The organism is Arthrobacter sp. P1_B4, assembly GCF_056406555.1.
In genome coordinates, this window is the sequence record NZ_JBFTZW010000046.1 from 12,308 (window position 1) to 24,858 (window position 12,551).

The window sequence follows — 12,551 nt, forward strand, 5'->3', positions numbered from 1 at the left end:
GTTCGGCAACCGCCCCGACCCTCCCGCACTTCTGGCACTTATTCAAGCGACGCTCCCGCACTGCCCGCACCGAACCGGCGAACCCTCTCCCAAGAGGTGAGAGAGGGTTCGCCGATATTGCACAGGACCTGAGGGAGCGTCCGAATATTTTCTGCGGGAAGTGAGGGAGCGTTGGGTGGGGGCGGGGTAGTTAGGTCAGGGGGCGGTGCATCTCCACGATCTCCTCGTGCCGCGGGCTGTCCGGGTTCATCAGCGAGTGCCTGCGGCCGTACGTGAAGTAGATGATCAGGCCGACGATGAGCCAGACGACGAACCGCAGCCAGGTCTCCCAGTGCAGCTGGAACATCAGGAAGAGCGAGGCAAACACGCCGAACGCCGGAACCAGGGGCATCAGCGGCAGGCGGAACGTCCGCGGGGCGTCCGGCTTCTTGTAGCGGAACACGATCACCGACACACAGACGACGACGAACGCGGCCAGGATGCCGATGTTGGTCAGGTCCGCGACGGCCTTGATCGGGAGGACGCCGGCCAGGATTGCGGCCCCGACGCCGGCGATCCAGGTCACGCGCTGGGGCGTGCCGTGCCGGTCCGTCTTTGAGAACCAGCCGGGCAGCAGGCCGTCGCGGCTCATCGAGAACCAGACGCGGGTGACGCCGAGGAGGAAGGTCAGCATCACGGTAAGGATGGACAGGACGGCGAACACGGAGATGATCGTCGCGATCACCGGAAGGCCAACGCTGTTGAAGGCGGAGGCGAAGCCGGCCTTGGGGTCGATCTCCGTGAAGTTCTGCATGCCGGTGAGAACCAGGGTCGCGGCGACATAGAGCAGCATGGCGATGACCAGCGAGAGGATGATCGCCTTGGGCATGTGCTTCTTGCCGTCGGTGGCTTCCTCCGCCGCGGTACTCATGGCGTCGTAGCCGAACACCGCGAAGAACACCGTAGCGGAGCCGGCCACCACGGGCCCGAAACCGCTGGGGAAGAACGGGTTGTAGTTGTTGGTGTTCACGTAGAAAATGCCCAAGCCGATGATGAACAGGATCAGCAGCACCTTGATGCCGACGGCGATCAGTTCGAAGCGGCCGAAGGTCTTGGTGCCGCGGGAGAGGATCCAGGTCACGAGCAGGCAGACGAGGATCGCGGGAAGGTTGATGATGCCGCCGGTGCCTTCATCCGGCGTCGCGGTCATCCAGGCGGGCATATGGATGCCGATACCGGAGAGGAACGCGTCGAAGTAGCCCGAGATGCCGATGGCCACCACGGCGACGATGGCGATGTACTCCAGCAGCAGGTCCCACCCGATGAACCAGCCGATGATCTCGCCGAGGGCGACGTAGCCGTAGGTGTAGGCCGAGCCTGCCCGCGGGATCATTCCTGCGAACTCCGCGTAGGACAGCGCCGCGGCGGCGGATGCCAGGCCGGCGATCAGGAAGGAGACGAGCACGGCCGGCCCGACTCCGGGCTCGGACTCGCTGCCGTGGGCCACAAGGCCCGCCAGGGAGAAGATGCCGACGCCGATAATGCCGCCGACGCCGATGGCCGTCAACTGCCAGAGCCCCAGGCTCCTGTGCAGACCGCTGTGTTTGTTTTCTTCCTCGATGTCGTCGATGGGCTTGCGCCGCATGATCGACTGTGACAAATCCCGTGTAGCCATGAGGGCCTCCTGCTTAGGTGCGGTGCCCATCACTCCACCCTGTGATGGGGCATATCGAGTGAGAACAGTATGCAAGCCCGGTTGCATTAGATAAAGTGAATTCTCTTAATGAATAACCGTCAGGATTCACAAAGGAATAGCGATGCTCGACGTCCGGCGTTTGCGACTGTTGCGCGAACTGAAGATCCGGGGCACTTTGGCCGAAGTGGCCGAAGCGCTTCAGTACAGCCCGTCGTCAGTTTCGCAGCAACTGGCCCTCCTTGAGAAGGAGGCCGGGGTGGAGCTCCTCCGCAAGACCGGGCGCCGGGTGCAGCTGACCCCGCAGGCCGAAGTCCTGGTGGCCCACACCTCCCAGCTACTGGAGACCCTCGAGCAGGCGGAGGCGGACCTGGCCGCGTCGCTGACCACGGTCACCGGCACCGTGCGGATTGCGGTGTTCCAGTCTGCCGCGCTGGCGCTCATGCCGGACACCCTGACCAGAATGACCGCCAGCTACCCGGAAGTCAGGGTCGAAATGACCCAGCGGGAACCGGAGACGGCCCTTCACGAGACGTGGGCACGCGACTTCGACCTCGTGATCGCCGAGCAGTACCCCGGCCACGCCGCCCCGCACTACGCCGAACTGGACCGCGTGGCCCTGACCCGCGACGCCATCCGACTCGCCGTTCCGCCGCCCTCGCCCGACCGCGACCCCATTAGGACGCTGGCCGATACCGCGGGGCTGGCCTGGGTGATGGAACCCCGCGGAGCGGCCTCCCGGCACTGGGCCGAGCAGGCCTGCCGGAGCGCCGGGTTTGAGCCCGACGTCCGCTTTGAGACCGCCGACCTGCAGGCCCAGATCCGGCTGATCGAATCCGGAAATGCAGTGGCCCTGATGCCCGACCTCGTGTGGACCGGCCGCGGCACCAGCGCGCAACTCCTGGACCTGCCCGGGGATCCGCACCGTACGGTGTTCACCTCGGTGCGGCGCTCGAGCGCCAGGCGGCCCGCGCTGCTGGCGGCCCGGGAAATCCTGGCGGTGACGGCGGCATCCATCGTGCCGGCGGCGGCCGCGGGCGTCCTCGGTCCGGCCCCCGTGGACCGGCCCGCGTGACTTCCGGCATGTGTGGTGTGGAACGGCGCGTAACGGCCCCCGGCATGTGCAGTGGGCCACAGCGCGGGCGGTGGCCCCGCGTTAGACTGATGTCGTTATGAATCGCACAATATTCAAATCCAAGATCCACCGCGCGACGGTCACGCACGCGGACCTTCACTATGTCGGATCCGTCACCGTGGACCTGGATCTGCTGGAGGCGGCCGACATCCTGCCCGGGGAGCTCGTGGCGATTGTCGACGTCACGAACGGCGCCCGGCTCGAGACCTACACGATTGCCGGCGAACGCGGTTCCGGCGTGATCGGCATCAACGGCGCCGCCGCCCACCTGATGCACGAGAACGACATCGTCATCCTCATCACCTACGCCCAGATGACCACGGAAGAGGCCAAGGCGTACAACCCCAAGGTGGTCCACGTTGACCAGGACAACAAGATTGTCCAGATCGGCAACGACCCCGCCGAGGGCATGACACCCGGGCTCATGCGTCCGCCGCACTCGCTGAACAACGCCGCGCTCAACTAGCGGCAGCGCGCCGTCGGGCGTAATAGGACGGCGCGTGGAATAAAGCTGATTACTCTGGACGGGTGACTCTTACCCGCCGCCCACCCGCCCCGCTGCGGAGAGCCGCGTGCTAGGGGTACTGGCGGGATTCTTCGTCGTCTGGGCCATCATCCTGGTCGGCATGTTCGTGGGCCGGCGCAATATCCTGGGCGAGAACGCCCGCCCCGTCCTGAGCGCCCTGACGTTTTTTGTGGCCAGCCCCGCCCTGCTGTTCGAGACCCTCAGCAAGGCGAAACTCCACGACGTCTTTGCCGCACCGCTGCTCGTGACGGCAGTCGGGGCGGTGACCACAGCGGTCCTGTTCTTTGGCATCGTGCGCTTCGCGCTCAAGCGGTCCCTGCCGGAAGCCCTCATCTCCTCCATGAGCTCGTCGCTGGCCAACTCGGCCAACCTCGGCATTCCCATCGCCGTCTTCGTGCTCGGCGATGCCAGCTATGTGGCACCTCTGCTCATCTTCCAGCTGGCTTTCTTCACCCCCTTGTTCCTCATGGCGTTGGACGCCACCACCAGCTCGCACCGCACTACGCCCCTGAGTTTCGTGCTCATGATCCTGCGCAACCCGATGATCGTGGGCACCGGACTCGGGCTCCTGGTGGCCGCCACCGGCTGGACGGTGCCGCCGCTGATCCTGGAGCCCATCCATTTGATTGGCGGGGCCGCGATCCCGGCCATGCTGATCGCCTTCGGCATGAGCCTGAACGGTTCCAAGCCGCTGCAGGCGGCCGCAGGACGCCGGCTGGACGCCCTGCTGGCGAGCTTCTTCAAGCTCGTTGTCCACCCGCTGGTGGCCTACCTCTTTGCCCATTTTGTCCTCGGCATGCAGGAACAGGCGCTCTTTGCCGCCGTCGTCACGGCCGCCCTGCCCACCGCCCAAAACGTGTTTGTCGCGGCCAGCCGTTACCGCACCGGCGTAACGGTTGCCCGGGACACCGTGCTGATCACTACGGTGGTAGCTGTGCCCGCCATGATCGGCGTGGCCCTGCTGCTGGCCTGACCTCGCCGGGCAGCCGGGGTCGGCTGAACGGGATCGGCGGACCGGCACCAAACCCGGAGGAGGACCCTTGAAAACAACCCTGGACACCGTGGTCATCGGCGGCGGCGCGATGGGCTCGGCCGCCGCGTGGGCGCTGGCCCGGCGCGGCCGGGAGGTGACCCTGCTCGAGCAGTTCGGGCCCGGCCACCGCAACGGCGCCTCCCACGGCACAACCCGGAACTTCAATCCCGGCTACGCGGATCCGGACTACGTCGCCATGCTGGCAGAGGCGGCCAGGCTGTGGCGCGAGCTCGAAACGGACGCCGGCGAGCGCCTGCTGGCGCGCACCGGCGTCGTAAACCACGGCCCCGATCCGCGGTTGCCCGAGGTCCGGAACGCTCTGCTTGCGGCCGGGCTCCGGGCGGAGTTCCTCTCCGCCGGGGAAGCCGCCGAGCGCTGGCGGGGCATCCGTTTCGATACGCGCGTGCTGCACATGGCGGATGGCGGCCAGTTGAACCCCGACGCCGCACTGCCGGCGCTGCAGCGGCTCGCCGCCGGACTCGGCGCCGAGATCCGCCATCATGTGAAGGTCCTCGAGTTGAAAGTCCTCGACGACGGCGTCCGGCTCACTCTCGAGGCCGGCGGCCGCACCGAGGTCCTCGACGCCAGGCAGGCAGTGGTCACCGCCGGCGGCTGGACCACGAAACTGCTCGCCGGGGTGGCGCCCCTGCCCCGGCTGACGGTCACCCAGGAACAGCCCGCACACTTCGCCATCACCGATGAGGGCGCCCAGTGGCCGGGGTTCAACCACATGCCCGGCCGCGGCGACGCGTACGCGTACTGGCGTTCGCCGGTGTACGGCATGCAAACACCGGGCGAGGGGATCAAGGCCGGATGGCACGGGGTGGGCCCGGTGGTGGACCCGGACCGGCGGAGCTTCGCGCCGGAGCCCGAGCAGCGGGCGGCCCTGCAGCGCTACGCCCGGGACTGGCTGCCCGGGGTGGACGCCGACTCCCTCACCGACATCAGCTGCACCTACACGACCACCGTGGATGAAGACTTTGTCCTGGACCGGATCGGGCCGGTTGTCATCGGCGCCGGCTTCTCCGGGCACGGCTTCAAGTTCACACCGGTCGTGGGCAGGATCCTGGCCGACCTCGCGACGGGCGAGCGCGGAGCGCCGGCCATCTTCTCGGCCTCCCGCCCCGGGGTCCGCTGACTCCGTCGGAGCAACGGGTAGGCTGGGGCCGGTCTTAAGCGCCCGCGGAACCCGGGGCGCCAGCATGAGGTGGGGGAAAATTGCTCAGCACGCGGTCAGGCAGCATCCAGTCCAGCGACATCCAGTCCAGCAGCGCCCAAGCAATGGGTGCCCGCAGCCCGAGGATCGGTGCGGTCGACTGGATCGTGCGCGGGGTGGCGGGCCTGCTGCTGGTGGCGACGTCAGCGTGCTCCGGCCCGGGTGCTGTTCCCCCGGCCGGCGGACCCGGCGTCCTCCGCGTCGTCACCGCTGCCCCCGCCACTGCGTCAGCCGGCACGGACAGCGCTCCGCTGGATCCGGACGCCACCCGTGGCGTCGAAGTTCCCGGCGTCGAAGTTCCCGGCGTCGAAGTTCCCAGTGTCGAAGTTGCCGGCGCCGATGTTGCGGCCGCCGCGACCCGGCAGCCAGCCTCGGCGGGCAAGGCCCTCGCGGTACTGGCCACGCTGCCCGTCAAGGGCCGCGCCCCCAAGACGGGCTATTCCCGCGACCAGTTCGGCCCGGCCTGGTCCGACGTTGATCACAACGGCTGCGATACCCGCAACGACGTGCTCCGCCGCGACCTCACTTCCGTCGCGTTCCGGCCCGGGACTCGGGACTGCGTGGTGCTCTCCGGCGTCCTGGCCGACCCCTACACGGCCGCCGCCATCCACTTCCTGCGCGGCAATGCCACCAGCACAGCCGTCCAGATCGACCACGTCGTGGCCCTCAGCGACGCCTGGCAGAAGGGCGCGCAACAGCTCAGCCCGGCACGGCGGCTGGCCTTCGCCAACGATCCCCTGAACCTGCTGGCGGTGGACGGCCCGGCCAACCAGAGCAAGAGCGACGGCGACGCCGCCACCTGGCTGCCGCCGAACAAGTCCTACCGCTGCAACTACGTCGCCCGGCAGATTTCGGTGAAATCCAGCTATGGGCTCTGGGTGACCCAAGYCGAGCACGACGCCATGGCCCGGGTCCTGTCGAACTGCCCCGACGCCCTGGCCCCCGCCACCCAGCCGGCCGCCGCTCCAGCCCAAGCCGCGCCGGCACCCGCGCGCGCTCCTGCGCCTGCACCCGCTCCTGCGCCAGCACCGGCCCCCGTGCCAGCACCGGCGGCGGCGGTGGCGTACGCGAACTGCGCCGCGGTCCGTGCGGCCGGCGCGGCGCCCATCCGCGTCGGCCAGCCCGGGTACAGCCGCAGGCTGGACCGGGACGGGGACGGCGTCGGCTGCGAGTAACGGCGGCCGGCCTGTCCGCGGGCCGGCCGGGTGGTCAGTTCTTCTGGTGCTCATGCAGGAGCCGGGCGCAGCGGATGAAGCCCAGGTGCGAATACGCCTGGGGATGGTTGCCCAGGTGGGTTTCCGTGCCGGGGTCGTATTCCTCGGGCAGCAGCCCCGTGGGACCGAACAGGTTCACCAGCTGGTCAAAGAGGTCCCAGGCCTCCTCGATCCGGCCGACGGCGATATAGGCCTCGATCAGCCAGGTGGTGCAGATGTGGAACCCGCCCTCCAGGCCCGGCAGGCCGTCGTCGTACCTGTAGCGGAAAACCGTGGGCCCCACCCGCAGTTCCCGCTCCACCGCCGTGACGGTGGCCAGGAACCGGGGGTCGTTGACGTCCAGCAGGCCGGACAGACCGATGTGCAGCACGGCTGCGTCCAGGTCCGGACTGTCGTACGCCACGGTGTAGGAGGACGCCGACTCGTCCCAGCCCTCGCGCAGGACTTCCTCCCGGATCTTCGCCGCCGTGGGCTCCCAGGCCGGCAGCGGTTCCCGGCCATGCCGGACGGCCGTGCGCAGCGCCCGGTCGAGCGCCACCCAGCACATCACCTTCGTGTAGACATGGTGCCGCGGCGCCCGCCTGGCCTCCCAGATTCCATGGTCGGCCTCCTGCCAGCGGGCCAGCACGGCTGCGGCCATCTGGACCAGCAGGTCCCAGTGCCCGTCGGAGAGCATGCCCTGGCGGGCGCTGAGGGCGTGGATCAGCTCGGCGATCGGGCCGAACACGTCCAGTTGCACCTGGTGGTCGGCGGCGTTCCCGATCCGCACCGGGCGGGATCCCGCGTAGCCGGGCAGGCTCTCGATGATGGCCTCGGTGGACAGCGGCGCCCCGGTCACGGAGTAGAGCGGATGGAGCCACTCCGGACCCGGGGCGTGGGTCAGGATCCGGCCCAGCCAGGCCAGGAAGCCCTCGGCCTCGGCCGTGGAGCCCAGGTCCACGAGCGCGTTGACGGTCATGGACCCGTCCCGCAGCCAGCAGTACCGGTAGTCCCAGTTGCGGGTGCCGCCGATTCCCTCCGGCAGTGAGGTGGTGGGTGCGGCCAGCACAGCGCCGGTGGGTTCGTGGACCAGCGCCCGGAGCACCAGCGCGGACCGGCGGACCAGCGACGGCTTCACGCCGGGCAGCTGCAGTTCGTGGACCCAGCGCCGGGAGTGATGGGCGACGGCGGCGCGGCGCCGGGCCTCATCATCAGTCTCGTCCCCGGGCACCGCGGGCTGCGGTTCCGTGTCGCCGCAGCGCAGGTTGAGGACCACCGGCCCGTCCCGCAAGTCGACCTCGCCGGTGGCGGTGCCGTGCCGGCCGTCCGAGGTGATGGAAAAGGCCACTCCGGGCGCCCGAAGTATGATGGGGTCCGCGGTTCCCACGACGTGCAGTTCCGTTCCGCGCGCCTCCATGCTGAACGGCGCATTCGCGTAGTCCGGCCGCGGAGCGAAGACGATTCTCGCCGTGCCGGTGCCGGACAGCACCCGGACCAGGCTGGTGATGCCGTCCGGGGCCGGCTCCAGGTAGTCCGTCACGGTGACGTCGGCCCAGCGGGTTTCAACGATCATGGTGCTGTCCACGTAGCGCTGGCCCAGGACCTGCGAGGACTTCGCCGGTTCCACGGAGAAGTGCCCCGCCGCATCGCCGCCGAGCAGATGGGCAAACAGCGACCCGCTGTCCGGCAGCGGGTGGCTCATCCAACAGATCTTCGCGTCCGGGGTGATCAGGGCGGTGGACGAGCCGTTGCCGATCATGGAGTGCCGCTCAAGCCCCACGGCGTCCTCGCCGAACAGCCACGCCCGCCGCAGTTCGAACAGGATCGCCAGGACGCGGGCGAACGACTCCGGGTCCCGGAGCGTGTGGGCCGCCACGCTGGGCCCCTCCCCCACGCGCAGCGCCATGTCCGGCCCGCGCAGCGTCGCCATGGCCAGCTCATCGCTGAAGGCGTCGCCGGCGTAAAGGGCGGCGCTCACGCCGAGCATGGAGCGCAGGTGCTCCAACGCGGAGGCCTTGGACGGTTCCACCACGGAGAGATCCAGCACCGAGCCGTCCACAATGAAGTGCAACCCGTGCTCCCGGGCGATCTCCTCCGCCTTCGTGGTGGCCAGTGCGACGACGTCGGGGGCGGCCGGGCGGGTGTGCACCGACACTGCGACCGGCTTGCGCTCAATGCTGATGCCCCGGTAGGCGCCCACGGTTTCGGCGAGTGCCTGGCTGGCCTGCTGCAGCACTGATTCGGTGGCGAGGGACAGCCCGTGGGCGTAGCCCATGTCGAACTCCGCGCCGTGCGAGCCGACCAGGTGCACCTCCGCCGGGAGCCGTGAGACGGCGGCCAGATCCCGCAGCGACCGCCCGGAGATGACGGCCGCGTGGGTGTTCGGAAGGGCTGCCAGCGCCCTCAGCGCGATCGCCGCGCTGCCCAGCGGCAGGGTCTCGGTGGAAATGCCTTCTGCCGCGCACAGCGTGCCGCCGTAGTTGCAGGCCACGAGCAGCCCGGGAGTGCGGGCCAGGATCTTGAGCTCAGCCAGCAGTTGCGGCGTGAGCCCGTCGTCGGCCGCGTTGGTCTGCACGAAAGCGCGGAGCAGGCCAAGCGGGAGGGATTTGGTGAGAAGCGCAGAGTCGGCCAGGGCCTGGTTGAGCGGTGTGGGCATCGGCGCGGTCCTTCGAGTAGTCCCCAATGCCTGCATGCGAAGCGTCCCCGGGAGGACGCACTTCAAGTATCGTCCCGGGACGATTTCGCATGGGTGTCCCTGCAGTTGCAACTATGTAACATCCGCCGGGCCGCCCGGACACCTTGGGACCAGCGATGGCACCAGGTGCTGGTTCCTTGCTGCGCCGCCATGCCGTTGCGTTTCAGCAGCCGGCCGGCCTGTATTCGTAGGTCCCGGCATCGGCCGCGCCGCCGCCCTGGCAGTCGCCCTTCTGGTTGGCCGGCCGCCCGTCCAGATCCAAGGGGAAGGGGCTGACCCCGGCCCGGTCAATGGCCGGGCTCGCGCCGGAGAGGTGGAGATCGGCGGGTGCGTTGACAAAGTCGGCCGGTTCAGTAGTGGAGGTGGCATCGGGAATGATGTTCGTGGGGCCGTTGAGGACGTTTTCCCGCTCGGTCCAGCCGGCGCCGTCCATCCACAGCGCATTGCGGGCGGCCACCAGGATGTTTCCCCTGACGACGGTGGAGGCCGGGCACGACGCGTGGCAGACCAGAGCCTGGGAGTCCGCGCCGTCCAGCCACACGGTGTTGTATTCGAACGTGGTGCCGTTGGTTGGGCCGAAGGAGGACGTCCTGCCGCGCGCGATCAGCCCCATGGCCTGGGAGCAGTTGGGGCCGCAGGTGGACCGGACCAGGTTGTAGCTGTACGTGTTGCCGTCGGCAGTTCCGCCCTTCCCGCGCCCCAGTTCGGAGAAGACGTTGTTATCCACGGCCACGTTGTGGTGGATCCTGTTCCGGTTGCCGTTGAAGATTTCGAACGCGCTGCCGTCGTGGCCAAAGTCGTAGGACACCGCGGTGGAGCCGGTGACGGTGTTGCCGGCGAACTCGTTGTCGCTGCCGTTGATCAGGAAGCCAAAGGCGCCCGAGTCGTCATCGCACTTCAGGGACGTGGCGGTGCCGCACAGCTCCCCCGGCGTATTGACGTTCATGATGTTGTTGTCGGCAAGCGTGTTGTTGGTGTAGGTGCCGAAGTCGGAGCCCTCGCTCACTTTGATGCCCGCAGCATTGTTCCTGGCGGCGGAGTTCCGCACGGAGCCGTGGTCGCCGTTGATGCTGAAGCCCGCATAGCCGCACGACTCCGCCCGCAGGCCGTCAACGGCGATGTAGTCGCCGTCGAGCCTGACGCACGTACCTGCCAGTCCGCCCGTAACGGCGGGCGGATCGCCGCTTCCGTAGGCATTCAGCGTGACCTTGAGCCGGCTGGTGCCGCTCTGGCCGACCACGAGGCCGCCGGAGAAGATGTCTCCGCGGCGAAAGCTGACCGAGTCCCCGGGCCGCAGCGCAGTGGCATTGACCTTGTCGAGCGTCGCCCAGGCCGATTGCGGCGACGTCCCGTCGTTGGCGTCACTGCCGTCGGCGCTCACGTAATACGTGGCGCCCTCGGACGACGCCGGCGCGGACGCGGACGGGCCGCCGAGCAATCCTCCCAAGAACAGCAGGACGAGCAGCGTGGCGGCGGCTGTGGACTTGATCTTCATGGGTGCACCTGGGTTTTCGCCATGTATCCGCGGTTCCGGGCGCCACCGCCAGTCGGCGGACCACATCGGCACCCTGAGGGGCTTAACGCTAAGAGCGGCCCCGCCCTAAGTCAACGGACAAGTCCGGCCACGCGCATCAAAATGTTCTTTTTTGCTACTTGACGTTCCTTATTGTGCGATTATGATAGCTAATGATGTGAGCTGCTTCACTCCACCCGCGTTATTTCAAAGGAGAAATTATGACCATGCATGAAGACGCACTGCTACGGGCCTCCAGCCGAGGCGGGTGGGACCGGAGGACGCTGCTGAAGACCTTCGGCGCCGGAGCAGTCGCGATGGCCGGCATCCCCCTGCTCTCGGCCTGCACGGGCGGCAGCGCACCTGCCAGCGGCGGCGCCAAGACGGCCACGTTCGGTTCCGGGTCCTCCGACGAGGTCCCCAAGGCTGCCTACAAGGCCGTGACCGACGCTTTCCAGAAGAAGTCCGGCATCGCGGTCACCACCAACGTGGTGGCGCACAACGACTTCCAGAACAAGATCAACACCTACCTCCAGGGCAGCCCCGACGATTCGTTCACCTGGTTCGCCGGGTACCGCATGCAGTACTACGCCGGTAAGGGGCTGCTCGCCCCGATCGATGACGTCTGGGAAAAGGTCGGCGGAAACTACTCCGATGCCCTGAAAAAGGCCTCGACCGGAGCCGACGGCAAGATGTACCTGATCCCGAACTACAACTACCCCTGGGGCTTCTTCTACCGCAAGAGCCTCTGGACGGAAAAGGGGTACACCGTCCCCACGACGTTCGATGAGCTGAAGGCCCTCGCCACCAAGATGAAGGCCGACGGCCTGATCCCGATTGAATTCGCGGACAAGGACGGCTGGCCCGCCATGGGCACATTCGACTACCTGAACATGCGCCTGAACGGCTACCAGTTCCACATGGACCTCACCGCGCACCGGGAAAGCTGGGACCAGAAGAAGGTCAGCGACGTCTTCGACACCTGGAAGGCCCTGCTCCCGTTCCAGAACCCGAACGCCCTGGGCATGACCTGGCAGGACTCGGCGAAGTCCCTCGCGGACAAGAAATCCGGCATGTACCTGCTCGGCTCCTTCCTCACCCAGCAGTACACGGACAAGGCAATCGCCGACGACATCGACTTCTTCCCGTTCCCCGAGATCGCGGTGGAAGGCCAGGACGCCATCGAGGCACCCATCGACGGCCTGCTGCTCTCCAAGAAGGGCGGCCAGAACCAGGCCGCCCGGGACTTCCTGGCCTACGTCGGCACCCCGGAAGGACAGGATGTGTACGCCTCGGTCGACTCGTCCAACATCGCCACCGCCAAGGGCGCCGATACCTCCAAGTTCACTCCGCTGAACAAGAAGCTGGCCGAAGCCATCAGCGGCGCCAAGAACATCAGCCAGTTCTTCGACCGCGATGCCCTGCCCGCCATGGCCAACAACGTGATGATCCCGGCGCTTCAGTCATTCATCAAGGACGGCAACGTCGATGTGAAGAACCTGGAAGCCCAGGCCAAGTCCCTGTACGCCGCCCAGTAGCGGCGTGGGGGGGGGGGGGGGGGGGGGGGG

Annotated in this window: 9 protein-coding genes; 6 read left to right on the top strand and 3 right to left on the bottom strand. The window is 67.9% G+C overall.

Annotation, left to right across the window (positions count from 1 at the left end; translation table 11 throughout):
• Positions 1-190 precede the first annotated feature (190 nt).
• On the bottom strand, positions 191-1,654 hold the full coding sequence (locus AC1D1W_RS13910) for an amino acid permease (protein WP_028275368.1): 1,464 nt from the start codon (positions 1,652-1,654) through the stop codon (positions 191-193).
• Between the two features lie 142 nt (positions 1,655-1,796).
• On the opposite strand from AC1D1W_RS13910, the gene AC1D1W_RS13915 reads away from it, so the two are divergent.
• The 5 genes from AC1D1W_RS13915 to AC1D1W_RS13935 all read left to right on the top strand — a co-directional run bounded on the left by AC1D1W_RS13915 (position 1,797) and on the right by AC1D1W_RS13935 (position 6,757).
• A complete protein-coding gene (locus tag AC1D1W_RS13915) occupies positions 1,797-2,747 on the top strand; it encodes a LysR family transcriptional regulator (protein WP_476873816.1) in 951 nt (316 codons plus the stop codon).
• A gap of 97 nt (positions 2,748-2,844) precedes the next feature.
• Positions 2,845-3,273 (top strand): aspartate 1-decarboxylase, encoded by a 429-nt coding sequence (panD, locus tag AC1D1W_RS13920; protein WP_028275366.1) that lies wholly within the window; start codon positions 2,845-2,847, stop codon positions 3,271-3,273.
• Positions 3,274-3,379: 106 nt separating this feature from the next.
• Complete coding sequence (locus AC1D1W_RS13925; RefSeq protein WP_018774009.1) at positions 3,380-4,306, top strand: AEC family transporter; 927 nt, start codon at positions 3,380-3,382, stop codon at positions 4,304-4,306.
• 67 nt (positions 4,307-4,373) lie between these two features.
• Positions 4,374-5,504 carry an FAD-dependent oxidoreductase gene (locus AC1D1W_RS13930; protein ID WP_476943986.1) on the top strand — a complete coding sequence of 377 codons (1,131 nt, stop codon included), beginning with the start codon at positions 4,374-4,376 and terminating at the stop codon, positions 5,502-5,504.
• Between the two features lie 80 nt (positions 5,505-5,584).
• Complete coding sequence (locus tag AC1D1W_RS13935; protein ID WP_476943987.1) at positions 5,585-6,757, top strand: GmrSD restriction endonuclease domain-containing protein; 1,173 nt, start codon at positions 5,585-5,587, stop codon at positions 6,755-6,757.
• 34 nt (positions 6,758-6,791) lie between these two features.
• Here the strand turns inward: AC1D1W_RS13935 and AC1D1W_RS13940 are convergent, their stop codons facing one another.
• Positions 6,792-9,431 carry a trehalase-like domain-containing protein gene (locus AC1D1W_RS13940; protein WP_476943988.1) on the bottom strand — a complete coding sequence of 880 codons (2,640 nt, stop codon included), beginning with the start codon at positions 9,429-9,431 and terminating at the stop codon, positions 6,792-6,794.
• A 202-nt stretch (positions 9,432-9,633) separates the two neighbouring features.
• Entirely contained in the window at positions 9,634-10,965 is a 1,332-nt protein-coding gene (locus AC1D1W_RS13945) for a hypothetical protein (RefSeq protein WP_243180495.1), read from the bottom strand.
• A gap of 239 nt (positions 10,966-11,204) precedes the next feature.
• Here AC1D1W_RS13945 and AC1D1W_RS13950 point away from each other — a divergent pair, with 239 nt between their 5' ends.
• Positions 11,205-12,521 (top strand): ABC transporter substrate-binding protein, encoded by a 1,317-nt coding sequence (locus tag AC1D1W_RS13950; RefSeq protein ID WP_476943989.1) that lies wholly within the window; start codon positions 11,205-11,207, stop codon positions 12,519-12,521.
• The last annotated feature ends 30 nt before the right edge of the window (positions 12,522-12,551 follow it).

Bases quoted from the DNA above. Each gene is read 5' to 3' on its own strand.
- AC1D1W_RS13910 (WP_028275368.1), bottom strand. From the start codon at position 1,654: ATGGCTACACGGGATTTGTCACAGTCGATCATGCGGCGCAAGCCCATC.
- AC1D1W_RS13915 (WP_476873816.1), top strand. From the start codon at position 1,797: ATGCTCGACGTCCGGCGTTTGCGACTGTTGCGCGAACTGAAGATCCGG.
- panD (WP_028275366.1), top strand. From the start codon at position 2,845: ATGAATCGCACAATATTCAAATCCAAGATCCACCGCGCGACGGTCACG.
- AC1D1W_RS13940 (WP_476943988.1), bottom strand. From the start codon at position 9,431: ATGCCCACACCGCTCAACCAGGCCCTGGCCGACTCTGCGCTTCTCACC.
- AC1D1W_RS13945 (WP_243180495.1), bottom strand. From the start codon at position 10,965: ATGAAGATCAAGTCCACAGCCGCCGCCACGCTGCTCGTCCTGCTGTTC.
- AC1D1W_RS13950 (WP_476943989.1), top strand. From the start codon at position 11,205: ATGACCATGCATGAAGACGCACTGCTACGGGCCTCCAGCCGAGGCGGG.